Origin of the sequence: Saccharopolyspora elongata (assembly GCF_004348985.1) — a bacterium.
GTDB lineage: Bacteria > Actinomycetota > Actinomycetes > Mycobacteriales > Pseudonocardiaceae > Saccharopolyspora > Saccharopolyspora elongata.
Genome location: NZ_SMKW01000084.1, coordinates 1 through 23,195, shown reverse-complemented (window position 1 = coordinate 23,195; position 23,195 = coordinate 1). Strand labels below are relative to the sequence as shown.

The 23,195-nt window shown below is 69.5% G+C and carries 22 protein-coding genes; 10 read left to right on the top strand and 12 right to left on the bottom strand.

Going from position 1 to position 23,195, the window contains the following annotated elements; genetic code table 11:
• Nucleotides 1-75: 75 nt before the first annotated feature.
• Nucleotides 76-666: a hypothetical protein gene (locus E1288_RS38465; protein ID WP_132493605.1), complete on the bottom strand. Its 591-nt coding sequence runs from the start codon at nucleotides 664-666 to the stop codon at nucleotides 76-78.
• Nucleotides 667-856: 190 nt separating this feature from the next.
• Between E1288_RS38465 and E1288_RS38460 the strand changes: the two genes are divergently transcribed.
• Entirely contained in the window at nucleotides 857-2,158 is a 1,302-nt protein-coding gene (locus E1288_RS38460; RefSeq protein ID WP_408014305.1) for a thymidine phosphorylase, read from the top strand.
• A gap of 244 nt (nucleotides 2,159-2,402) precedes the next feature.
• Here E1288_RS38460 and E1288_RS38455 read toward each other — a convergent pair whose 3' ends face one another.
• Nucleotides 2,403-3,596: a coiled-coil domain-containing protein gene (locus tag E1288_RS38455; RefSeq protein WP_132493604.1), complete on the bottom strand. Its 1,194-nt coding sequence runs from the start codon at nucleotides 3,594-3,596 to the stop codon at nucleotides 2,403-2,405.
• A 323-nt stretch (nucleotides 3,597-3,919) separates the two neighbouring features.
• On the opposite strand from E1288_RS38455, the gene E1288_RS38450 reads away from it, so the two are divergent.
• From E1288_RS38450 to E1288_RS38440, 3 genes are all read left to right on the top strand, one after another.
• Nucleotides 3,920-5,008, top strand: a complete 1,089-nt coding sequence (locus E1288_RS38450; protein ID WP_132493603.1) for an adenosine deaminase — start codon at nucleotides 3,920-3,922, stop codon at nucleotides 5,006-5,008.
• Between the two features lie 117 nt (nucleotides 5,009-5,125).
• Nucleotides 5,126-5,890 (top strand): IclR family transcriptional regulator, encoded by a 765-nt coding sequence (locus E1288_RS38445; protein ID WP_132493602.1) that lies wholly within the window; start codon nucleotides 5,126-5,128, stop codon nucleotides 5,888-5,890.
• Between the two features lie 179 nt (nucleotides 5,891-6,069).
• Nucleotides 6,070-6,678, top strand: a complete 609-nt coding sequence (locus tag E1288_RS38440) for an RNA polymerase sigma factor (protein ID WP_132493601.1) — start codon at nucleotides 6,070-6,072, stop codon at nucleotides 6,676-6,678.
• 55 nt (nucleotides 6,679-6,733) lie between these two features.
• Here the strand turns inward: E1288_RS38440 and E1288_RS38435 are convergent, their stop codons facing one another.
• Entirely contained in the window at nucleotides 6,734-7,960 is a 1,227-nt protein-coding gene (locus tag E1288_RS38435; protein ID WP_132493600.1) for a primosomal protein, read from the bottom strand.
• A 260-nt stretch (nucleotides 7,961-8,220) separates the two neighbouring features.
• Here E1288_RS38435 and E1288_RS38430 point away from each other — a divergent pair, with 260 nt between their 5' ends.
• The 3 genes from E1288_RS38430 to E1288_RS38420 all read left to right on the top strand — a co-directional run bounded on the left by E1288_RS38430 (nucleotide 8,221) and on the right by E1288_RS38420 (nucleotide 9,900).
• Nucleotides 8,221-8,799 carry an SMI1/KNR4 family protein gene (locus E1288_RS38430; RefSeq protein ID WP_132493599.1) on the top strand — a complete coding sequence of 193 codons (579 nt, stop codon included), beginning with the start codon at nucleotides 8,221-8,223 and terminating at the stop codon, nucleotides 8,797-8,799.
• 130 nt (nucleotides 8,800-8,929) lie between these two features.
• Nucleotides 8,930-9,283, top strand: a complete 354-nt coding sequence (locus tag E1288_RS38425; RefSeq protein ID WP_132493598.1) for a PadR family transcriptional regulator — start codon at nucleotides 8,930-8,932, stop codon at nucleotides 9,281-9,283.
• Nucleotides 9,280-9,900: an HAAS signaling domain-containing protein gene (locus tag E1288_RS38420; RefSeq protein ID WP_132493597.1), complete on the top strand. Its 621-nt coding sequence runs from the start codon at nucleotides 9,280-9,282 to the stop codon at nucleotides 9,898-9,900. The genes E1288_RS38425 and E1288_RS38420 overlap by 4 nt, the downstream gene beginning before the upstream one ends.
• 180 nt (nucleotides 9,901-10,080) lie before the next feature.
• Here E1288_RS38420 and E1288_RS38415 read toward each other — a convergent pair whose 3' ends face one another.
• From E1288_RS38415 to deoC, 3 genes are read right to left on the bottom strand one after another with little or no spacing between them, the layout of a single operon-like run.
• The gene (locus E1288_RS38415) at nucleotides 10,081-10,959 is read right to left on the bottom strand and encodes an aldehyde dehydrogenase family protein (RefSeq protein ID WP_165968483.1); all 879 of its coding nucleotides are present in this window, start codon (nucleotides 10,957-10,959) and stop codon (nucleotides 10,081-10,083) included.
• Nucleotides 10,952-12,391, bottom strand: a complete 1,440-nt coding sequence (locus E1288_RS38410) for an aldehyde dehydrogenase family protein (RefSeq protein ID WP_132493596.1) — start codon at nucleotides 12,389-12,391, stop codon at nucleotides 10,952-10,954. Before E1288_RS38410 ends, E1288_RS38415 begins: the two co-directional genes overlap by 8 nt.
• On the bottom strand, nucleotides 12,391-13,359 hold the full coding sequence (deoC, locus tag E1288_RS38405; protein WP_132493595.1) for a deoxyribose-phosphate aldolase: 969 nt from the start codon (nucleotides 13,357-13,359) through the stop codon (nucleotides 12,391-12,393). Before deoC ends, E1288_RS38410 begins: the two co-directional genes overlap by 1 nt.
• A 296-nt stretch (nucleotides 13,360-13,655) precedes the next feature.
• On the opposite strand from deoC, the gene E1288_RS38400 reads away from it, so the two are divergent.
• Nucleotides 13,656-14,000 carry a MerR family transcriptional regulator gene (locus E1288_RS38400; RefSeq protein WP_132493594.1) on the top strand — a complete coding sequence of 115 codons (345 nt, stop codon included), beginning with the start codon at nucleotides 13,656-13,658 and terminating at the stop codon, nucleotides 13,998-14,000.
• Nucleotides 14,001-14,021: 21 nt separating this feature from the next.
• On the opposite strand, the gene E1288_RS38395 is transcribed toward E1288_RS38400, so the two are convergent.
• From E1288_RS38395 to E1288_RS47500, 6 genes are all read right to left on the bottom strand, one after another.
• Nucleotides 14,022-14,825, bottom strand: a complete 804-nt coding sequence (locus E1288_RS38395; RefSeq protein ID WP_207954789.1) for an aminotransferase class IV family protein — start codon at nucleotides 14,823-14,825, stop codon at nucleotides 14,022-14,024.
• Between the two features lie 324 nt (nucleotides 14,826-15,149).
• The gene (locus E1288_RS38390) at nucleotides 15,150-16,343 is read right to left on the bottom strand and encodes a hypothetical protein (protein WP_132493593.1); all 1,194 of its coding nucleotides are present in this window, start codon (nucleotides 16,341-16,343) and stop codon (nucleotides 15,150-15,152) included.
• A 30-nt stretch (nucleotides 16,344-16,373) separates the two neighbouring features.
• On the bottom strand, nucleotides 16,374-17,771 hold the full coding sequence (locus E1288_RS38385; RefSeq protein ID WP_132493592.1) for a hypothetical protein: 1,398 nt from the start codon (nucleotides 17,769-17,771) through the stop codon (nucleotides 16,374-16,376).
• Entirely contained in the window at nucleotides 17,768-18,244 is a 477-nt protein-coding gene (locus E1288_RS38380; protein ID WP_132493591.1) for a hypothetical protein, read from the bottom strand. Before E1288_RS38380 ends, E1288_RS38385 begins: the two co-directional genes overlap by 4 nt.
• Nucleotides 18,241-19,572, bottom strand: a complete 1,332-nt coding sequence (locus tag E1288_RS38375) for a hypothetical protein (RefSeq protein WP_132493590.1) — start codon at nucleotides 19,570-19,572, stop codon at nucleotides 18,241-18,243. Before E1288_RS38375 ends, E1288_RS38380 begins: the two co-directional genes overlap by 4 nt.
• The gene (locus E1288_RS47500) at nucleotides 19,556-20,692 is read right to left on the bottom strand and encodes a hypothetical protein (RefSeq protein ID WP_165968482.1); all 1,137 of its coding nucleotides are present in this window, start codon (nucleotides 20,690-20,692) and stop codon (nucleotides 19,556-19,558) included. Before E1288_RS47500 ends, E1288_RS38375 begins: the two co-directional genes overlap by 17 nt.
• 298 nt (nucleotides 20,693-20,990) lie before the next feature.
• Here E1288_RS47500 and E1288_RS38365 point away from each other — a divergent pair, with 298 nt between their 5' ends.
• Entirely contained in the window at nucleotides 20,991-21,440 is a 450-nt protein-coding gene (locus E1288_RS38365; RefSeq protein WP_132493589.1) for a helix-turn-helix domain-containing protein, read from the top strand.
• A 105-nt stretch (nucleotides 21,441-21,545) separates the two neighbouring features.
• Nucleotides 21,546-23,051 carry an alpha/beta hydrolase gene (locus E1288_RS38360; protein ID WP_132493588.1) on the top strand — a complete coding sequence of 502 codons (1,506 nt, stop codon included), beginning with the start codon at nucleotides 21,546-21,548 and terminating at the stop codon, nucleotides 23,049-23,051.
• Nucleotides 23,052-23,195 lie beyond the last annotated feature (144 nt).

The following is a 23,195-nucleotide window of genomic DNA, read 5'->3' as shown; positions in this document are numbered from 1 at the left end:
GTGTCGGGCGAGTCGCAAGGCCAGGTGCTTCCCGGGGCAGACCGGGACCCTGGCCTTACGCATGCCCGGAGGCCGTCAGCAGTCGATCGCCAAATCGATCTGGTAGAGCCGAGCTTCCAAGAGCTCGCGGCAGCTGTTCGATCCTTCCTTGCCGGTCCGGACAGCACCAGCCACGATGTCCGCCGCCCAGAGCAGTGCCTCGCGACTTCCCTGCAGATGTTCGATCTGGAACGCAGCTCTTCTGGGGAGTTCGTAGCGGGCCCCGCGCACGGTTGCGACATCGCGTTCGTTCAGCTTCCGCGAGCGGCTCTCCATCAGAAGACGATCGACTCCGTATCCGTGCAGCTCACGCACCAGCTCGGTGAGGCACAGGGCACGGGCGCGTTCCTGCCGTCGTCCGGGCACGGGGGCTCCGACCACGACGATGTGAAATCCTTCGAGCTCGGCCACGGTCTTCGCTGCGTTGTGCTTCTCCTGCGAAGTCATCTCGTTCCAGTGCAACTTGTACGTGTTGCGACTGCCGCGCAGCTCGTGCATCGCTGACCTCGCCAGATCGTGCGTGGCAGCCTCGAAAACCACCGCAGCGAGGATGTAGTAACCGCCGACTTCGGCTTCGCGGAAGGACTCGTCGGCGAAGGCTTGGCCGCCTGCCTCGGGGAGGAACACCGGGCGAGCCTAGCGCTTCGGGAACGTGCTCCGACTGGCCGTCGAAATCCACAGTGCACGCGAGTAAGTTGCGAATCCTCGGTCGTGCGTGCGGATTTTGGCGATGATCACCCTTTCGGGGTGTATCTGTTGGCGGGGTTCGTTTCTCTTTATAGACGGGAAGTTGTTGCGAGCCGTGGAGGTGGTTGCGGTGCATTCCGCTGTTGACGTGATCCGTGCGAAGCGCGATGGGCAGGTGCTCGGCGATGCTCAGATCGACTGGGTCATCGACGCTTACACCAGGGGGCAGGTCGCCGATGAGCAGATGGCCGCGTTGGCGATGGCGGTGCTGCTACGCGGTATGACTCCGGCGGAGACGGCTCGCTGGACGGCGGCGATGGTCGCCTCCGGCGAGACGCTGGTGCTGGACGGGGTTCGAAGGCCCACTGTGGACAAACATTCCACCGGCGGCGTCGGCGACAAGATCACGCTGCCGCTGACGCCGCTGGTCGCCGCGTGCGGCGCGGCGGTGCCGCAGCTGTCCGGCCGGGGGCTCGGCCATACCGGCGGCACGCTGGACAAGCTGGAGTCGATCCCGGGCTGGCGGGCCCGGTTGTCGCCCGACGAGATCCGCGACCGGCTCGACGACGTCGGCGCGGTGGTGTGCGCCGCGACGGAAGGGCTGGCCCCCGCCGATCGCAAGCTCTACGCGCTGCGCGACGTGACGGGCACGGTCGAGTCGATCCCGCTGATCGCCAGCTCGATCATGAGCAAGAAGATCGCCGAGGGCGTGCAGTCGCTGGTGCTGGACGTCAAATGCGGTTCGGGCGCGTTCATGAAGGACCTGGACCAGGCGCGGGAGCTGGCCACCGCGCTGGTGGAGATCGGCACGGCCAACGGCCTGCGCACCAGCGCGTTGATCACCGATATGTCGGTCCCGCTGGGCCGCGCGGTCGGCAACGCGCTGGAAGTGGCGGAGGCGGTGGAGGTGCTGCGGGGTGGCGGGCCGCGGGACGTCGTGGAACTCACGCTGGCGCTGGCCCGCGAGATGCTCGAGCACGCCGGTCTGTCCGATGTGGACCCAGCCGAGGTGCTGGCCGACGGGCGGGCGTACGACTCGTGGTGCCGGATGATCCGGGCCCAGGACGGCGACCCGGAGGCCGCGTTGCCGCGGGCCGAGCACGTCGAGGTCGTCACCGCACCGGAAACCGGGACGCTGGCGAGGCTCGACGCGTACGGGGTCGGGATCGCGGCGTGGCGACTCGGAGCCGGCCGGGCCCGCAAGGAGGACGACGTCCAGCACGCCGCAGGCGTGCTGTGCCTGGCGAAGCCGGGCGATCGCGTGACGGCGGGCCAGCCGCTGCTGGAACTGCACACCGACCGACCGGAAACTATCGCCGGCGCACGGGAGGCGTTGGTGGGCGCATACGAGATCAGCGGCGCCGACGAGGTGTCGACGCCGCTGATCCTGGATCGGGTGGTCGCGAACCGCGCACCGGCCGGACCACCCTGATCCAGGGGACGGCCGGCGCGCGGCTTCGGTCCGATGGGTCTTTCAGAATGCGGCGTCAGCCGCATGCGGTGAGGGACTCAGCTCGCACCGCCGCGGGTTCTCAGACGTCGCCTGGCGAGGACAGCCCCGACGCTGCGTATTGGTCATACGTAAGTCGGGGCTCCCACAGTCCAGACGGCGTCTGTAACTCCCGCAGGGGGGCTGCCACCCGCACCGCTACGCAAACCGATTCTGCAACCGCCCCTTAGGCGCTTTCGGCGGTGAAGTCCTCGTCGCCGTCTGCGGTCAGGGCCTTGTCCGGGTCGCGCTTCGCGCTCTTGGACCGGCCGCGGCGCTGCTGCCGGGGCAGCGTGGTGGGCGGCGGCGGGCCAGAAGGCGCGCTGCCGCCGAGGATCAGCTCCGCGAAGGTCGCCATCGCCTCGTCGAGCTGACCGGCGTGCCGCCGCTCGCTCTCCTCGTTGGCCTCGCGAACCAGGGCGCCCAGCGAGTCGCTGTCGGGACGTGCGGACAGCGTGCCGGACAGCTGCGACAGGTTCTTCGACAGCGTGCCGCCGAGCTCGCCGAGGCCGCTCTTGACGCCTTCTTGGACGGTGTCCAGGCGGCTGGTGAAGCCCTGCTCGACGGAGTCGATCCGGGTGTTGACGTTGTCCTCGACCTGGGTGAGGTGCCCGGAGACCTGGTCCAGCCGGTTGGTGAGCTGCTCCAGCCGCTCGGCCAGCTTGTCCAGCCGGTCGGTCGGGTCCACGGCGGGACGCGCGGCGAGCTGGTCGAGCTTGGCGTCCAGCTGCTCGCGGGTGCCGGAGACCGCTTCGGAGAGCGTGTTCTGGGCGTTGGCGGTGGAGTCGGTGACCGCGCGCTGCAGCGCCTCGCGGGTGCCGTCGAGGTGCTCGTGCACGCCCTCGTCGATCTCGGCGAAGCGGCCGCGCAGGCTGGTCTCCAGCGAGTCGATGCGCTCGCGCACCGGCCCGTGCACCGCGGTCGGCAGCGTCTCCAGGCGGCCGTCCTGCTTGTCGAGGTGCAGGCCGAGCTCGTCGAGGCGCTTGTGGATGTGGCCGAGCTTGTCCTCCAGGCCGTCCATCCGGCCGGAGACGCCGTCCATCCGGCCCGCGACCCCGTCCAGGCGCCCGTCCAGCTGCGCGAACGGCTTGGCGAGCTTGTCGACCAGGCCGTCGACGGAGCTCTTCAGCTCGACCAGCGCACCGTCGTGCGCTTCCAGCTTGGCCAGTGCCTCGTCGAGTCGTTCGGCGAGCACGCTGACTTCGGTGCGATCCGGCAGCTCGGAGAGGCGTTTCCGCACGGAGCCCAGGGACTCCAGCGGCGACAGCCGGGCATGGATCTCGTCCAGGGCGTCGAAGATCTGCTGCTGTTCGCTCTCGCGGATCTCAGCCGCACGCGTGAGCATGTTGCGCATGCGGTCGAACGACATGTTCTCGGTCACGGCTAGGGGCGTCCTTCGTCGAGGGGGGTGAGGACTCCAGGAGCCTAGCTAGTCGGTTCTCGCGTTCCCAGCCACCCCCCGCTACATTGCGTGATTGCGATGCCAATTACGACTCCGTTAGGCGGCGCATTGTTAGGCCGAAAAGACCAATGAACTTACAGCTGAATGCTCTAAGGGTTGCGATTGCCTCCATCTGGGTGAGTTTTGCGTGACGACCGTCCGGTTGAACGAGCCCTGAAACCCGGGCGTATCCGAGGTTTTCTTCGGGTTTGTTGTTCGTAGCTGTGCGTGAGGTGATCACCTGCGCGCTGTAACGTGGGCGCATGTCGACTCCGGTGAACCTGGACTCCATCCGGCTGGCTCCGAAGGTGTTGCTGCACGACCACCTCGACGGCGGCCTGCGACCGCAGACCGTGATCGATCTGGCGCAGTCGGTCGGGTACTCCGAGCTGCCGCACGAGGACGCCGATGAGCTGGGCGAATGGTTCGCCGCGGCGGCGGACTCGGGATCTCTGGAGCGCTACCTGGAGACCTTCTCGCACACCGTCGCGGTGATGCAGACGGAGGAGGCGCTGGCCCAGGTCGCGGCCGAGTGCGTCGAGGACCTGGCCGCCGACGGCGTGGTGTACGCGGAGATCCGCTACGCGCCGGAGCTCTTCCAGGAACGGGGCCTGGCTCTCGACCAGATCGTGCAGGCCGTGCAGGACGGATTCCGGGATGGCGAGCGCCGCGCCGCGGCCGCCGGAAAACGTATCCGAATCGGTACCTTGCTCTGCGCTATGCGGCAGCACGCGAGGTCGGCGGAAATCGCGAACCTCGCCGTTCGGTACCGCGACGCGGAGGTGGTGGGATTCGACATCGCGGGGCCGGAAGCCGGATTCCCGCCCACGCGGAACCTGGACGTCTTCGAATACCTCCGCCAGCAGAACGCGCATTTCACGATTCACGCCGGTGAGGCGTTCGGGCTTCCATCGATCTGGGAGGCGATCCAGCACTGCGGCGCGGAACGCCTGGGGCACGGGGTGCGGATCGTCGACGACATCAAGGTCGCCGAGGACGGCATGGTGCACCTGGGCCGGCTCGCGTCCTACGTGCGGGACCGGCGGATCCCGCTGGAGATGTGCCCGTCGTCGAACCTGCAGACCGGGGCCGCCAAGTCGATCGCCGATCACCCGATCGGCCTGCTGGCGAAGCTGAGCTTCCGGGTCACCGTGAACACCGACAACCGGCTGATGAGCCACTGCTCGATGTCCGGCGAGTTCGCCGCGCTGCACGAGGCGTTCGGCTACGGCTGGTCGGACATGCAGTGGTTCACGGTGAACGCGATGAAGTCGGCGTTCATCGGCTTCGACGAGCGGCTGGAGATCATCAACGAGGTGATCAAGCCCGGCTACGCGGCGCTGTCGGAATGATCGGAGATCGCCGCCGAAAAGGGTGCGTGCCCCTCGGCGGCGGTGGATACTGCCAAGCCTGAATTCGTTTCACAATCGGCGCGAGCAGCACGGCGCCGCAGAGCGCAGGAGGGACAGGTGGCACGGGGCGGCGAACCCACGTTGATCGCATCGGTGCAGCGCGCGCTTCGATTGATGGAGGCGGTGGGCGAGCACGCGGGCGGTGCAACCGCGAAAACCCTCGCCAGGCGAACCGGAATCGCGTTGCCGACCGCCTACCACCTGCTGCGCACCCTCGTGCACGAGGGCTATCTGGAGAAGCTCGACGACGGAGCCTTCATCCTGGGCGAGCAGGTGAGCGGGCTGCACGTCGCCGGCCAGAACCAAGGGCTGCGCAGCCAGGTCCGCGCCGTCATGGTGGACCTGCGCGAGGACCTGAACGCGGCCATCTACCTCGCCCGCTACCACGAGGGCGAAGTGGAGGTCGCCGAGATCGTCGACAGCCCGCGCACGCCCCGGGTGGACACCTGGGCCGACTTCCGCGAGGCCGCGCACGCCACGGCGATCGGCAAGTGCCTGCTCTCCGGGCTGAGCCACGAAGAGCGCGCCGACCACTTCTTCCGGCACCCGCCCGCGGACCTGACCCCGCGCACGATCACCCGGATCCGCGACCTGGTCAACCGCCCGGTCCGGCCCGTGGTCTCCGACTCCGAGGAGTACTCGCTGGGCACCGCGTGCCTGGCCGCACCGGTGATCGGCGCCAATGGTCCGGTGACGCTGGCGATCTCGTTCCCGGCGCGCAAGCTCGCCGACACCAAGTCCTACGTGCGGCCGTTGCGGGCCGCGGCCGTGGAGATCTCCCGGACCCTCGCGGTGGCCGGCCGATTTCCCGCTGCCGGGTGATATTTCGGCGGGTCACCGTCGCCCCTTAGAGGGGTAATCACTATCTGAAAATCTTTGTCTTGTTCGTCGTCCCGGTCCCGACGAGCATCTCTCGCAGTGGGGGCGTACCCGGTGGGGGACGGCCGCCGCTCTTCCGCGGCAGCACGTCTCCCACCGGTGCAAAAGCAGTGAGAGGAACGATGATCGCGGGTGACGATCGGACGCTGCTGGACGCGGTTCGGACTGGATCGACCGAAGCGTTCGGTGAGCTGTACTCGCGGCATCGCACTGCGGCGCACACCATGGCCAAGCAGGTCGTCGGCACCCACAGCGACGCGGAAGACCTGGTCGCGGAAGCGTTCGTGAAGATCCTGGACGTCCTGCGCCGCGGTGGCGGCCCGGACTCCGCGTTCCGCGCCTACCTGCTCACCACGGTGCGGAACCTGGCGATGGCGTCGAACAACCGCGACCGCCGGGTGCTCCTGGCCGCCGAACTCGACGGCTTCTACCGGCCCGAGAACCACGTGCCGTTCATCGATCCCGCAGTGCTCAAGCAGGAGCGCGAGCTGGTGGCGAAGGCGTTCGCCCGGCTGCCGCGCCGCTGGCGGCACGTCCTGTGGTGCATGGAGGTGGAAGAGGAGACGACGGCCGAGATGAGCCGCCGTCTGGGCATCAGCCGCAACAGCGCGGCCGCACTCGTCTACCGCGCGCGAAAGGGCTTGCGGGAGGCCTATTCGCAGGTGAGCGCGGGCGAACCGACCCGTCGCCGGCTCGCGGCCCCCGGGCAGCTCCTCGCCGAGGTGGCCTGACGCGGCTCGCCCGGGTGCCGATCTCGCGCGGAAACCGGCACCCGCGCCCTGCGGTTCAGTGCGAGCGGAACCGCGCTTCCAGGGATTCCACCAGCTTGCGCCAGGTCTCGACCTCGGCGTCGAACGGCGCGCTCGGCGGCAGCCGGTTCGGGTTCGGGCGGAGCACGAAGGAAACCAGCCAGCCGAGCCGTTCCGACGGCTGCAGCGCCTGCTCGACGGTGTCGTCGCCGGCCCACGCCGCCGCGTCCATCAGCAGTTCCTCGGCGAGGTCCAGCTGGGTCGGGTCCACTTCGGACGGTCCGGCGCCGAGGTCGGCGTCCAGGCCGGTCAGCACGTAGGTGTTCTCGGGGTCGACCTCGACCTGCAGCTCGCCGGCGGTGGCCTTCTCCACGACCTGCGACCAGGTCGCGACCCGGGCCAGGTCGGTGTCCTCGATGGCGCTCTCGTCGGCCAGGAACCGGGCCAGCGCGCGCGCCGACGGGAACACGTCGATCTTGCCGCCGCTGCCGAGGAAGATCGGGTCGTCGTCGAGGTAGCAGCGCAGCGAGTAGTGCTCGCCGGTGCTGGTGATGATCAGGATCGGGTCGATGCCGACCTCGCCCCAGAAGCCGGCCTCGACTTCTTCGATGTCGTCCACCTCGGTCGCTTCGGCGGTGCTCGCCGCCTCGTCGTCGTCGGCCTCCAGCGCCTCGGCGAGTTCGGCCTCGGCGGTGGCGACGGCGTCGGCGGGCACGTCCGGGGTGGTGACGACGGCGTCGATGGCGTCCAGTACCTCGTCCCAGCGCTCGACGACGACCTGGCACAGGTCGGTCCAGCGGCGCTGCCCGTCCTTGCCGGAGAACGCGAAAGTGCCCTGGTCGAGCATGGCGAACCCGTCGGCCGCGTCCAGCACGTCGTGCACCGCGTCCAGCTCGCAGACGTCGGCCAGCGAGCGGGCGATCTCGACGATGTCGGCCAGCTCGCCGATGGTCCAGGTGTCCAGCGGCTCGGCGACCAGCTCGGGGACGCCGACCAGGTCGTACTGGTGGTCCTCGTCCGGGTTCAGGTCCTCGGCGGGGAGCTCGGGGACCACGTGCCACGCCGGGTGGTCGTCGAGGTCGTGCTCCTCGGCGGTGCGCACGAACGCCGCGAGGTGTGCGGCGTCGGGGAATCCATAGAGGTCGTCCTCGTGCCCGAGGAATGCCTCCCACTCCTCGCCGTCCTCGCGCCAGCGCGGTGCCCACAGGGTGACGACGTCGCCCTGCGGGAGCCCGAGCTCGATGGGGACGATGTCCTGCGCCATCTCTCTACCTCCGGTCACCGAACCAGACCTCGCGGAAGCCTACGGGCTCCGCGTTCACAGCGTGTTCCCCGGTCCAGCTCTCACCGTATCGAGCCCGCGGAAAGCAACGGTCGACGGAACAGTTCGTAACGATCCCCATTCGAGTGTGCCGCAATGGTCCAATCCACGTTGCGCCCTTCGGCGCAGCGGCGGCTCGCACCTGGCGGTGGGGTCACCTTTGGCGGTACCGGTGTGGCGAGTTCCGGACGACCATGATCGGAATGGTTGTCACGGAGCTGTGGACGAAGATCGTGCTCTGGCTTTCGGAACACGCGCCCGTCACCGCAGCCGCCCTACGGTCCCCGGTGCCGCCAGACCTCGCCGAGCTGGAAGCGGAGTTCGCGGTTGAGCTGCCCGTCGAACTGTGCGAGCTGTGGGCGTGCTGCGGCGGCACCGATGCGGATGTGCTGGCCGACGTCCTGCCGCCCTTCTACACGCCGTACAGCGCGGCGCAGGCGCTCCAGTCGTGGCGGGATCACCGCAAGAACTGGACGGCGCAGTGGGATCGGCCGGCCTGCGACTACTACGCGGGCTCGCCGGGCTCCAGCTTTCACCCGTCGTGGATCCCGATCGCCGGCGATGGGTTCGCCGATGAGCTCGTGGTGGATCTGCGGCCGGGGCCGCTGACGGGCTGCGTGCTGGAGTGGGAGCAGGAGGCGGCGCAGGTGCTCAGGCCGGAGTGGCGGGGCGTCGCGGCGATGCTCGCGGACGTGCTCCGGTCGCTGACCGAGGGGGTTCCGGCGGGGCACAGCTATCCGACCGTCACCGAAGACGGTCGCCTCGACTGGCAGATCCGCTGACGCGACCCGCCTTCGCGGCGAGGTAGGCGACTTCCGGCGCGGAGTCGGTTCCACGTAGATCGACGAGCTTGGGCGACTGCGTCTCGCCTACTAGTTGGCGAGACACACTAGTTGGTGTTACCTTGTTCCCGTGGTTGACAAGGCGATCTCGGCCAGGCAGACGCAATGGCTGCGCGGCGTGCTGGATCTGGCCGTGCTGGCGCTGCTCGCCGAGGGAGGCGAGGGCTACGGCTACACGCTGCTGCAGAGGCTGGCCGAGGCAGGTTTGCCCGACATGAAGGCGGGCACGCTCTACCCGCTGCTCAACCGGCTGGCCGCGGACGGGTTGCTGCGGGCCGAATGGCGGGCCGGCGAAGGCGGGCCGGGCCGCAAGTACTTCGCGCTGACCGATGAGGGGCGGGCGGCGCTGGCCGAACTGGGACCGAAGTGGATCGAGTTCGCGAACAACTCGATCCGGCTCGTGCAACGAGGGGTGCAGGAATGATGACGCTGGACAAGAAGTACCGGGACGAGCTGCTGGTCGCGCTGCGGATGCACGAGATCTCCGGCGAACGCGTCGGCGAGGTGCTCGCCGAGGTCGAGGCGCACGTGACGGAGACCGGGGAAGACCCGGTCGAGGCCTTCGGGCGACCGCGCGAGTACGCCGCGCAGGTCGCGGAGCAGCTCGACCGCGGCACCGGGAAGCGGTCCGCGATGGAGGTCGTGGCCAGCGGGGCGGCGGTGGCGGCGCTGGCCATGTTCGGTTCGGACTACCTGCTGGACGGGCTGTTCGCGGACACCGCGACGATCCCGTACACCCTCAAGGACACGGTGGCGCTGGTGGCGCTGCTCGTGCTCATCGTGTCGGGAACCATGCTGTTCTTCGCGGCCTTCACCGCGAAGGCCCGCAACCAGGTCTACGCCGTTGCGGCAGTGGTGACCTTCGCGCTGTCCATCGTGTCGCAGATCGTGATCGGCTCGGTCTTCGACGACGTGACGCCGCTGTACGAGATGCCGCGCTGGGCGGCGATCGCACTGGGCGGGGTGTTCGTGCTCGGCGTGATCGGCATGCTGACACGCGCGATCCGGCGCGGGCGCGTGGTCTACCCGAAGACCAGCTGAACCCATCGACCCGTGTCGAGGTCCGCAAGTTCCATTGAAATCGAACCTTCGATTTCAATGGAACTTGCGGATCGTCGGTGTGTCGGGTCACGACACACCGGTGCCTGTGGGCGACTTCCGCAATTTCAATGGAAATCAGACCTTCGATTTCCATTGAAATTGCGGATCCTCTTCGGTCCGTCAGGTGCCGACGGGGTGCCAGACGGTCTTGACCTCCGTGAAGGCCCGGAGGCGCTGGAGGTCGGGTTCGCGGGCCCAGTCCGGCTCGCCGCGCACCGGCAGCACCCGCTTGACCGTGTCCGCCGCGGCCTGCGCCAGTTCGGTGCGCAGCTCCGCCGGGGCGCCCGTCGGGTCCAGGGCGTTGACGTCGGCGTGGGCGGCGAGCCAGGGCGCGAGTTCGCTCGCCTGGCCGGTCAGGACGTTGACCACCCCGCCGGGCACGTCGGAGGTCGCCAGCACCTCGGCGAAGGTCACGGCGGGCAGCGGCCGGTCCGCGCTGGCGACCACGACGCAGGTGTTGCCCGCCGCGATCACCGGGGCCACCACGCTGACCAGGCCGAGCAGCGCGGAGTCCTGCGGCGCGAGCACGCCGACCACGCCGGTGGGCTCCGGGACGCTGAACGAGAAGTACGGTCCCGCAACGGGATTCGCGGCGCCGAGCACCATCGAGATCTTGTCCGTCCAGCCCGCGTACCAGACCATCCGGTCCACCGCGAGATCCACTGTGGACAGGGCTTGGTCGTGGGACAGGCCCTCTGCGGCGGCGATCTCGGCGGCGAACTGCTCGCGCCGGCCCTCCATCACCTCCGCGATTCGGAACAGCACCTGGCCGCGGTTGTAGGCCGTCGCGCCCGACCAGCCGCCGAAGGCCTTGCGGGCCGCCGCGACCGCGTCGCGGACGTCCTTGCGGGAGGCGTGCGCGGCGTTGGCGAGGAACGCGCCCTGCCCGTCGTGCACCGGGTACACCCGGCCCGACTCCGAGCGCGGGAACGAGCCACCGATGTAGAGCTTGTACGTCTTGGCCACGGCTAGCCGCTCCGGGGTGCGGTTGTCAGACATCGAGGTACGCCTCCAAACCGGCGCGGCCGCCTTCGCGTCCGAAGCCGGATTCCTGGTAGCCGCCGAACGGGGCGGTCGGGTCGAACCGGTTGAAGGTGTTCGCCCACACCACGCCGGCCCGCAGCTGCTGCGCCGCCCACAGGATCCGCGAGCCCTTCTCGGTCCAGATCCCGGCCGACAGGCCGTACGGCGTGTTGTTGGCCTTGGCGATGGCCTCCGCCGGGGTGCGGAAGGTGAGCACCGAGAGCACCGGGCCGAAGATCTCCTCGCGCGCGATCCGCATCGATTGGTGGACGCCGGAGAAGACCGTGGGGGAGAAGAAGAATCCCTTCTCCGGCAGCGGGCACGGGCTGGTCCAGCGCTCGGCGCCCTCGGCGTCGCCGCTGGCGGCCAGCTCGGTGATCTTGCCCAGCTGCTCGGCGGAGTTGATCGCGCCGACGTCGGTGTTCTTGTCCAGCGGGTCGCCCACCCGCAGCGTCCGCACCCGGATCCGCAGCTTCTCGAGCAGCTCGTCGGCGATCGACTCCTGCACCAGCAGCCGCGAGCCCGCGCAGCAGACGTGGCCCTGGTTGAAGAAGATCCCGTTCACGATGCCCTCGACGGCCTGGTCCAGCGGCGCGTCGTCGAAGACGATGTTCGCGGCCTTGCCGCCGAGCTCCAGCGTCAGCTTCTTGCCGGAGCCGGCCACGCTGCGCTGGATCTGCTTGCCGACCTCGGTGGAACCGGTGAACGCGACCTTGTCGACGCCGGGATGCGCGACCAGCGCGGCACCGATGTCACCGGCACCCGGCAGGATGTTCACCACGCCCGGCGGGAGCCCGGCCTGCTGGCAGATCTCGGCGAACACCAGGGCCGTCAGCGGCGTGGTCTCCGCGGGCTTGAGCACCACGGTGTTGCCGCAGGCCAGCGCTGGGGCGATCTTCCAGGCCAGCATGAGCAGCGGGAAGTTCCACGGGATGACCTGGCCGGCGACGCCGAGCGGCCGCGGGTCGGGGCCGTAGCCGGCGTAACCGAGCTTGTCGGCCCAGCCGGCGTGGTGGAAGAAGTGCGCGGCCGCGGTCGGGATGTCGGCGTCCCGCGACTCCTTGATCGGCTTGCCGTTGTCCAGCGATTCCAGCACCGCGAGCTCGCGGGCGCGTTCCTGGATCAGCCGGGCGATGCGGAACAGGTACTTCGCGCGTTCCCGGCCCGGCATCGTCGACCAGGTGCCATCGAAGGCCCGCCGCGCCGCCCGGACCGCGGTGTCCACATCGGACTCCGAGGCGCTGGAGACCTCGGCCAGCAGTTCCTCGGTGGCCGGGTTGATGCTCTTCAGCGGCTCGCCGCCGCCGTCGACGAACTCGCCGTCGACGAACATCCGGTAGCTGGGCTTGAGGTTTGCGATCTCCCGCGACTCCGGCGCCGGTGCGTACTCCCACGGGCTATCGATCATCAGTCCACCGCCACGTAATCGGGGCCGCTGTAGTGGCCGTCGAGCTGGGTGCGCCGCTGCATCAACAGGTCGTTGAGCAGGCTGGACGCACCGAATCGGAACAGTTTCGGGGTGAGCCACTCCGGGCCCGCCACCTCGTGCACGGCCACCAGGTAGCGGATCGCGTCCTTGGTGTTGCGGATGCCGCCCGCGGGCTTGACGCCGCGCAGCTCGCCGGTGGAATCCCGCCAGTCGCGGACCGCCTGGAGCATCAGGTGCGTCAACGGCAGCGTCGCGGCCTGGGGAACCTTCCCCGTGGAGGTCTTGATGAAGTCGCCGCCCGCGAGCAGCGCGAGCCAGGACGCGCGGCGCACGTTGTCGTAGGTGGCGAGTTCGCCGGTTTCCAGGATGACCTTCAGGTGCGCGTCGCCGCAGGCCGCCTTGACCGCCTGGATCTCTTCGAAGACCTGTCCGTAGCGGCCGGCGAGGAAGGCGCCGCGGTCGATCACCATGTCGATCTCGTCGGAGCCCGCGGCCACCGCGTACTCCACGTCGGCGAGCTTCACCGGCAGCGCGGAGCGGCCGGACGGGAACGCCGTCGCCACCGAGGCCACCTGGACGCCGGTGCCGTCGAGGGCCCGGACCGCGGTGGCGGCCATGTCGGAGTAGACGCAGACCGCCGCGACCTGCGGCGTGTCCGGTCGCTCCGGGTCGGGGTGGCGGGCCTTGGCGCACAACGCGCGGACCTTGCCGTCGGTGTCGGCGCCTTCCAGCGTCGTCAGGTCGATCATCGAGATCGCGGTGTCGATCGCCCAGCGCTTCGCGGCCTTCTTGATGCTCCGCGTCGCGAGGCCGGCGGCCCGCTGCTCCAACCCGACCTGGTCGACGCCGGGCAGGCCGTGCAGGAACCGGCGCAAGGACCGGTCGTCCCGGACGGCGTCGGCGAGCTCGGACGCGGTGAGCTTGGACAAGGGCGGCGACTGTGCCATGCCCGGAGTCTAAGCGCTAAGTCCGAGCCCCCGCCGCGACTGGAATGATCACGCCAACCGCTGCGGATCCGGCCTGGCCGGGCCCCGTTCACCCGGCGGTTTCGACCTGACGGCCGCGGCTGGACTTCGCCTGAAGGCCCGTGAGCACTTTGGTTGTTATGGCGACCAAAAGTACTCACGGGCTTTGATCGGCGGAACGAGGGGCCTGGCGGCAACCCGCTGGCCGTTTGAAGCGGGTCAGGGCGACGCATCGGGTTTACTGGGGCGGCAGGTCGAGTCCAGGCGAGGTGGGGAACATGCTGATCGGGGAGCTGGCGCGGGTCAGCGGCGTCAGCGCGCGGTTGCTGCGGTACTACGAGGCGCAGGGACTGCTGGAGGCCCGGCGTGGTTCGAACGGCTACCGCGAGTACGACGAGGAATCGGTGGTCGTCGTGCGGCAGATCCGCGCGCTGCTGGATGCGGGGTTGTCCACCGAGGTGATCCGCGCGGTGCTGCCGTGCGTCCACGGCGAACTGCCGGAGTTCGAATGGTGCGTGGACGTGCGGGCCATCATGGACCGGGAGCTGGCGATCGCGGAGGAGCGGATCGCCGAACTGCAGCGCAACCGCAGCAACCTCGCCGGGTACCTGGCGCAGTCCTGAGCCGGGGGCCGTCCCGGCGGCTCACGGCGTTACGAGCGGTTCGGCCTGGTAGGCGCGGTGCAGCAGCTCCAGGAAGGCCGGTGCCTCGGGCATCGGCACGGCGTCGATCCCGTGCACCGCGACACCCGGCGTCCAGGAGTTCATGACCACGGCCCCGGACAGCTCCGGCTGGTCGGCGGGCCTGATCTCCGCGGTGCGCTGGGGAACGCCGAGGCGTTCCAGCTGCCTGCGGACGATGCCCATCGTGGTCCCGACCAGCATCTTCGCCTCGGGCCACACCACCGCCTCCCCGTCCCAGAAGGCCAGGTTCCAGATCGACGCCTCGCTGAGCCGGCCCCGGCGGTCGACGAAGGCAGCGTCGTCGAAGCCCCGTTCCACGGCTTGCCGCAGGTAGTAGGTCTTGGCCACCTCGCCCACGTGCTTCACCTCGGGGAGTTCCCGCTCGTGCTCGACCGTCGCCAGCGTCCGCGGGCCCGCGGGGCCGTCGGTGGCCGGGGAGGTGCGGATCAGGACCTCGGGCGTCGCGTCGGGACCGGCCACGGTGAACTCGCCCGCCGGTGAATAGACGGTGGCGAGCAGCGAGAGGTCGGCCGGGCCACTCTCCAGGGCCGCGCGCAGGTAGGACCGCACCTGATCATCGGGCAGCGCCTGGCCGAACATCGTCAGCGAGGCCGTCCGCAGTCGCTCCAGGTGCAGGTCGAGGCCCCGCACCCCACCGCCGCGGATCTGCATGGCGGTCATGTGGGCGAAGCCCGCGAACGCCAGCGGCGTCAGCTCCTCTGCGTTGGCCGGCCGGCCGTTGCGGTGCACGACGAAAGAGTTCACGGGTCGCTCCAAGGATCGCGGGATCGGGTGGACGCGGCGGCGGTTTCGCCGGCCGCCCCGTCCGGGCTTGGAAACGACGCTATGGCTTCACACCGGTTGGAAGGTCAACCCGCGGTGTGGTGGATCACAGCGCGGGTTCCGGCCCGCAATTTCAATGGAAATTGGAGGTCCAATTTCCATTGAAATTGCGGGAGTTGTCCACAGGTGCCGGCGTGTCGTTGTCTGACACGCCGACGATCCGCAAGTTTCAATTGAAACTGCCTCCCCAGCACCGAGGTGAGGCGGTGCGGGGAGGCGTTGTTGCAGGGCCCGATCCGGGCGCAGTCACCTGTGGTGGCCGTTGAGGCGGGCTCGCCGGGCCAGGGCCGGTGGGCGGTTCCGCGCCGGGGACACCGGGCGCTCCCCTCGGGACGGTGCCGCTACGCCCGCCAGTTGTTGGCGGTCCCACGGGAGCAGTTGCTTGGATCCCGTGCGGTCGGCCAGCCGGAGGGACTGCGCCGAGGTGATCCACTCCTCCGCCGGCTCCGCGACCTCCAGCAGCAGCGCCTCGAACTCGGAGCGGGTCGTCTCCAGGATGTGCGGCGCCGCCAGCCAGCGCAGCACGTTCCGCCCGGTCACCGCCATCCGCTGCCGCGGCGAGGTGACCAGCTTCTCGTCGAAGTAGCGGATCAGCACCTCGTCCACCACGTCCCAGGCGTTGGCCGCGCCGAAGAGGTCCTTGACGTCCTCGGAGTTGAGGATGCGGAAGCACTCGTCCATCAGCTGCATGACCTCGACCCGCAGCACGTTCAGGTGGCCGTAGGACGTGAACTTCAGGTTGTTGCGCAGGTCCAGCCCGCTGCGCCGCACCACGGCCATGCTGCCGAAGGCCATGTCGTGGGCCCGTTCCCGGATGACGTCGGAAATCCGCTTGTCCCGCCAGAACAGCGCGACCTGGTTGCTGAACTGCGTGAACAGCCGGTGGAAATCGGTGTTCGGCCGGGAGTTCGCCGAGCCCAGCCCGCGCCCGTAGCCGAGCACCCGCCGGTAGGCGTTGATCCGGTCGCGCTTGGTGTAGCGGAGCACGTCGCGCCGGTCGAACCGGTACAGCCCGAACGCGCCCGGCCCGTCGGAGAGCCGGATCGCGCCGCGCTCGAACAGCTCCCGCAGCTTCTGCACGACGCGCGGCACGCCGATCCGTTCGTGCTGGTACAGGTAGTACAGGTCGGCGACGGCGAGGATGCGTTCGGACGCGATGGTCTCGTCGTAGGCCTCGACGCCGTGCGGCATGCGGGTCGCGCCGAGGTCGTCAGCCGACTCGCCGCCGATGCCGACCAGCTGCGCGAGCCCGCCGTCGGGCGGCTTCGGCTCGTTCTTCGCCTCGACCTCGACGGCGAAGAGCATGTCGTCGATCTGCTTCAGGATCGCCTCGCCGACCTGCGGGTCGCTGCCCAGCTCGTTCGACAGGTTGCCGGCGACCTGTCTGCGCAGCGCGGCGACCCGGTCGAACAGTTCCCGGTATTGCTTTTCGGTGGCCATCATTCCTCCGTGCGGGGCGCGGGCGGGCCGCTATTCCGGCCGCGGGGCGGGCTTGGGCTCGGGACGCTTGCGCGGGCTGCGCCGCTTGGCTGCGAGGTCGGGCGACGCCTCGACCGGGGCAGCGGGTGCCGTGCCCGGCGGGAACGGCCCGGGTGGCGGCTCGGGGGGATCCGGCGGCTTGGGCCCGGAGGCGGGCGGCGGTCCCGGCGGGTCGGCCGGTTTCGCGCCGTGCCGGATCGGCCGCGCGACGCGCACGATCTCCTGCAGGTGGTCGTGCAGCTCGTCGACCGCGCGCTGCACCCGGGAGCTGAAGAATCCCGGCGGCAGCGTCGCCCGGTAGTTGCCCGGCACGTCCTGCTCGTCTCCGTCGCCGCGCCGCGGCAGGTTGCCGACGAGCCGCTCCAGCCGCTCCGCGACCTGCAGGAACGCGCTGTCCACGCCGTCCTTGCCCGCGACCTCGATCAGCTTGCGGCCCTCGAAGCAGGTGAACTCGTACGTCCAGCGCAACAACCCGCCGAGCGACATCGAGCCGCCGTCCGGATCGGGGATGCGCAGCACCTCGCGGTCGCCGCGGTGGATGCTCACCGAGCTCAGCGCCGCGACCAGTTCCTCGGTCTGCACCGCGACCGCCGACATCAGCTGCGACAGCGCCACGACGGCCGGGCCGAAGAACGGCGCCTGCCCGGTTTCCGGCTGGGCGAACGGGTCGATCCGGCCGCGGGCGTCCAGCCAGCCGCGGTACAGCGACAGCACCCAGTCGACCAGCGTGATGAAAGAGGTCTGGATCCGCTCCTCTTCGATGGTGTTGACCAGCCCGCCGATCAGCCCGAACTCGTTGCGCAGCTCGCCGAGGTGCCCTCGCACCAGGTCCGGGTCCACCGCGGACGCCGGATTCCCCAGCAACAGCAAGAAGAGCTGGTCCACGCGCGGCACCCGCAGCAGCGGGCTCTCCAGCTCCTTGCGGATCTCCCCCAGCTCGTGGCGCACCAGGCTGCGGAAGCCCTCGCCGTTCTCCGGATCCACGCCCGGCCGCAGCGGCTTCAGCGAGTCGAGCAGCGCGGTCGCGTCCTTGATCGCGCTGCGCGCCCGCGCGGCCAGCGATGCTTGCCCGCCGGTGACCGCGCCCAGGTCGGCCTGGATGGCGTAGCCGCGCGGCGTCCAGGTCGCCTCGGTGTGCCCCTCGACGCGCTTGAGCTCGAAGCTCCCGGTCAGCGCGGCGGCGAAGCCCTTGGTGTCGCCGTTGCGCCACTTCCACCCGAGCACGTCGCTGATCGCCTTGCTCGCGATGTCGCCGGGACGCTCGCAGCACGGCGATTCGTGCCGGGTGACCAGCGGATACGCGCTGTCGATATCGTGGGCGGGCGGCAGCTGGGCGCCCCGATCCCCGTTGACACCGCCCCCGTTGACGCGGTCGTCGTAGATGGTCATCGCCTGCCCTCGCAGTTCCCCTCGATGCCGAACCGCACCGCGAGTTCGGCTGCCTCGCGCCAGCACCGCAACATGGTGTCCTCCGTGCTGCGCAACGAATCCACGCATCCGTCCACACCGGACCGGATGCTGTGCGCCCAACCGAGCCACTGCGGGCCCCGCCCGCGCACGGCGCGCATGAGCTCGGCGGCCGCGTGGTGGCACCGGAACTCGTCGTCGAGCCGCCGCTGCGTCTGCCGCAGCGCCAACGCCGTGGTGTGCAGGGCTTCGCCGTCCGGCCGGCCGCGGACCGCGACCAGCGCCGGTTGCAGCTCGGCGCTGCCGTCGGTGACGACCTCGGCGAGCCGGTCCGACACGGCTGGGCTCTCGCCGCTGGGGCGGTCCTCGATCACGCTGAACTCCAGCGCCCGCCACGCGGCCGCGAGTTGCCGGAGTTCCCGCGCCAGCACCGGGAATTCGTCGCGCAAGGTCACCGCGCTCGCCTCCCCAGTTCTTCCATGAAGAACCGCACCAGCCGCTGCGGCGGTGCCATCCGCTGTCCGAGCGCGTACCGGACGGCGCCGATCAGGAACCGCTCCGGCACCACGCCGGGCGACACGCCGTCGGCCAGCCGCCCGGCGGCTTCCTCGATCATCCGCTGTTCCTTGACTTCGAACCGCTCCACCTTCGCCAGGCTCCGGTTGCCCAGCGACGGGAACGACGTGAAGCACATCGCGTCCACCACCGCCGGGATCGCCCGGTTCGCGGTCGCCAGCAGCGCCGGCGGCGCGTCGATGAGCTTCGGCCGCGGGTACAGGGCGTGCCAGGCGCGCTCGTACTCCTCGGCGCGGCGCGGGAAACCCATCCGCCGCAGCAACTCGATGGACAGCTTTCCCCGCAGGTAGGGCACCGGGTGCACGGCCCGGCGGGCGAACCGCATCGACTTCGCCGGTGTCCGGCCGATCACGTCGAACAGCGACCCCACGATCTCCGGGCCGCCCAGCAGCAGCGCGGACATGTCGGCGAAGGTCTCCCGGTTCCACCGCACCCAGATCGACACCACCGCCTTCGGCACCCCGGCCTCGGTGAGCCGCGCCGCGACCTGCAGCGGGATCGCCCGCGCCAGCCCGAGGTCGTTCTGCAGGTTGTGGCTGACCTCGTGCAGCACGGCGCCGAGCGTCCACGGGTTGACCAGCCGGTGGAACGGCAGCTGGATCAGCGGGAACGGGTTGACCCGGTTGCTGATCCGCCGCAGCGGGATGCCTCGCCGCGACGTCGCCGGGCCGTGGCTGGGTTCCAGGTAGCAGAACGGCGGCGGCGTCGGGATCGAACGCCACCGCCCGATCCCCAGGTAGGCGTACTGGTAGCAGTCCAGGGCGATGCGGTCGGCCGCCACCAGCCACGGCGCGAACCGGCTCTGCCGCTGGTTGAACAGCTCCAGGTAGAAGTCCCAGATCCGTTCGGTCTCCTTCACCCAGCGCTGCGCCCGCGTCTTCGTGCGCAGCACCTCCTGCAGACGTTGCGGGCTCGGGTGCGCGAACGCGGCCTCGGCGGAGCGGCGGGCGTCCCGTGTCGCCGAGTTGAGCGATCTGCGCAGCGTGTTCATGGTGTCGTTGACCGCGACCAGGTGAGCGCGGCTCGGCCCGGTCGCCGGATCGCCGAACTCCGCCCAGCCGAACGGGCGCAGCGCGTCGAGATGCCGCTCCACGTTCGTCGCCTGGGTGCGCACCCAGTTGCGGAGTTCCCGGTTCGACGCGGATGTCTGCTGCGGCGCCGGCCGCGAGCGAGACGCGACCGGCCGCAGCTCAGCCGCGGTGCCCATTGGTTCTGTCGCCCTGCTGATCGCGGCGTGCGGCTGCGATCAGCTGCGCCCTGCGCCGATCGCTCCCCGGCCGGTAGCCGTTCCGCCGGGGCGGACGCATGCGGGGCTCGTCTTCGGGGTATTCGAAGAGGCTGCCCACGATGCCGCTTGAGAGTTCGCCGATCGGCTTCAGCAGGTTGCTGGCGACTCCGCCGAGAAGTGCGCTGGACACCGCGCCCGGAATGATCTTGAACGGGCCGCCTTCGTCGTCCTTCTTCTTGGCCTTCTTCTTGGAGCGAGCGGGCGCTCGCCGCTGCTTGGCCGGCCGCTTCTTCTGGCCACCACGGCGCTTCTTCTGGAGGCCGGCGCGGCGGGCGGCGGTGGCTTTCCTGCGCCTGGCCAAGGTGGCGTTCATCGAGCGGCGCCGCCCCGCCGGGGACTTCCGCTTCCGAAGGGTTCCCTTGGACTGGGACTTGCGCTTCAGTCGCTGCGCAACCGTCTTGAGCAGCTTCGGCATCCTGCGGATCTTGCGCCGACCCTTGCCCTTCCAGAGCCTTCGCCCGACCTTGCCGATGCCGCGCCGCAACATCGGCGCCGCCTTGCGGATCACCGGTGCCAGCCTGGGCAGCCCGCGCGCGGCCAGTCCGACCAGAGGCGCGAGGAAACCTTCGACCTCGTCTTCGGTTTCAGCCTGCTCGGCCTGGAACGCGAGGTTGGCCATCAGCTCGGCGTCGGGGTAGACCCGGCGCGCCGGATTGGCGAAACCCTCGTCCTCGTACTCCGCCTCGAACTCGAACTCGTCCTCCAGTTCGCGAACGAGCGCCTCGAACTCCTCCTCGTACTCGTCTTCGTCCTCGAATTCGTCCTCGTCTTCGAGCTCGTCCTCCAGCTCTTGGATCAGGGCTTCGAGCTCGTCCTCGAACTCGGCGTCGAATTCGCCCTCCAGCTCGTCTTCGAGCTCGTCTTCGTCCTCGTCTTCGTCCTCATCTTCGAACTCGTAGAAGTCCTCGTCCTCGAACTCGTCCTCGTCCTCCAGCTCCCGGACGAGGCCTTCGAGCTCGTCCTCGAACTCGAACTCGTCCTCCAGCTCGCCGGCCAGCTCGTCCTCCAGCTCGCCGTCGACGGCCCGGTAGCGACTCATGGCGGTCCTCCTGTCCTGCACCGCATCCGGCGGCTCTTTCGTCGAGCCGGCCGTCGGTGAGCGCGTGCGAACAGTCCAGGGCAACCGGCATCCGGGTGGTAGTCGCACGTTCATGTGCCCGCTGTCCGACCTAGATGATCCGGGTGTCACACGAATCGACGATGTGCGAACGGACGATGTTGGTTTTGCTGGTATGCGCCGCGGCGAAGGCCGTGACCGGCTCGCGAAGGGGGAAGTGGGCCGTTGGCGGGGGTGGCGCGCACCGCCGATCCGCACCCGGGACTGGGGAGGCCGGTACATGCCGAATGACTCGATCGCCACATCCGTTCCGCACGCCCGCAGAGGACTTCCCGAGCCGGAACCGCCGTGGCGGGACCGGGCCGTCGACCTCGGCTCGGACGAGCTGGTGCAGCACCTGGTGCAGGCCCTGGTGCGCCGGGTCGGCGAGCTCGCCGGACCACACCGGGTGGCCCGGAAACCCTTGCTCGACATGACGGAACTCGGCATGCGGTGCCTGCTCGTGCCGGTCGCGCCGAAGGTCGACGAGGTGCTCAGCCCGCGCGAGCGCGAGATCGCGCGGATGGTGGGGCTCGGCTACACCAACCGGTCGATCGCGGCGGTGCTGGAGATCAGCCTGTACACGGTTTCCGCCCACATGCGACGGATCTTCACCAAGCTCGACGTCGGCTCGCGCGCCGCGATGGTAGCCGCACTCTCCGACAACCCCGACCTCTACGTCGCGGACTAGCCGAAAAGTCGCACAGGAAACCTCTTTTGCTCCGAATGCGTCCATTCGAGTGATCAAGTGCGCCTAGGCTCGTGATCGTTCAACGGTTCATCACGAGGAGAACCTGTGCTCAAACGCCCGTTACTCGTCGCGGCATCGGCCGCGCTCATGCTCTCGTCCCTCGCCGGCGCGCAAACCGCGTTCGCGGGGCCGACCGGCCCCACCTGGGAACCATGTGGCGACCGGCAGGGAGAGTGCGCCACCGTCGAGGTGCCGATCGACTGGAACAACCCCGACGGCGCGAAGACGAACATCACGATCGGCCGGTTGGCGGCGACCGAGCCGCAGAACCGGATCGGCGTGCTGTTCGTGGCACCCGGCGGCCCGGGTGTCTCCGGCATCGACACCTACATCGAAGGCGTGGACAAGCTGCAGGACGGCGAGCTGCGCAAGCGGTTCGACATCGTCAGCTGGGACCAGCGTGGCGTGAAGCGCAGCAGCGAGGTCCGGTGCAGCGCCGAACTGCTGGAGCAGGCACCCGGCGACTTCCCGGCGAACGAGCAGGAGTTCCAGGACCTGCTGGCCTACAACGCGAAGCTGGGCGAGGACTGCCGCAAGAACACCGGCCCGGTGTTCGACTTCGTCGACACGATCAGCGCGGTCCGGGACCTCGATGCCATCCGCGCGGCGCTCGGCGAGGAGCAGCTGAGCTTCTACGGTGCGTCGTACGGCACCCAGGTGGGGCAGCAGTACGCGGAGCTGTTCCCGAACCGGGTCCGGGCGATGACGATCGACTCGAACATGGACCACAGCAACACCTCCGGCGGCCGCTACATCGAAACGGCCAGCGAGGACCTGGAAGGCTCGTTCAACACCTTCGCCGACTGGTGCGAGCGGACCACGAACTGCTCGCTGTACGGCCAGGACGTCCGCGCGGTGTGGGACGGCGTGCACGCCAAGGCCGAAGCCGGCACCCTCACAGACCCGGCGACCGGCACGGCGCTCAGCGCGGGCTCGCTGCGCAGCGAGCTGATGCGCGCGATGTATCGGCCGGAGGAGCGGTGGTACGGACTGGCGGACCGCCTGAAGGCGCTGTCCGAAGGCAACCCGTCGGTCACCGCGATGGCGGCTCCGGCCGAGCTGGCCGAGAACTCGTACCAGGCCATTTGGTGCGATGACTGGAGCTGGAAGGTTCGCGACTTCGCGGAGTTGCAGAGCTACCGGGAGCAGGCGGAGAAGGTCGCGCCGCACACGAAGATCTCGCCGTTCTGGAGCGACGTGACGAGCTGCTTGGGCTGGCCGGGCGAGGTCAGCAACCCGCAGCACGAGCTGTCGATCAACGGCGCGCCGCCGATCCTGATCGTGAAGGGCAAGTACGACGTGGCGACGCCGACGGCCTGGAACCTCGCGGTGGCGGACCAGATCGACAACTCGGTCCTGCTGGAGCACGACGGCATCGGCCACGGCCAGTACTACCGCAACGCCTGCATCGTGGGCCACGTCGAGAAGTACCTGACGACGCTGGAAACCCCGGCGCCTGGCACGCATTGCGAGGCCGTCTACCCGACGGAACCACCGGCGGCGGCAACGGCCTCGGGCGGTCCTGCCGTCCGTCCGGCCCACGCGGCCTGACCCACCGACGGTTGTCCCGCAATTTCAATGAGGTGATCTCAGTGGAATGGGGCTGAGGGTCCGAAGAGGTGTGGGCGTGGGGTCCTGGTAGAAGAGGTCTCACCACAAGATCGTCTTCTGTAAGGGCCAGGACCCCACGTGATT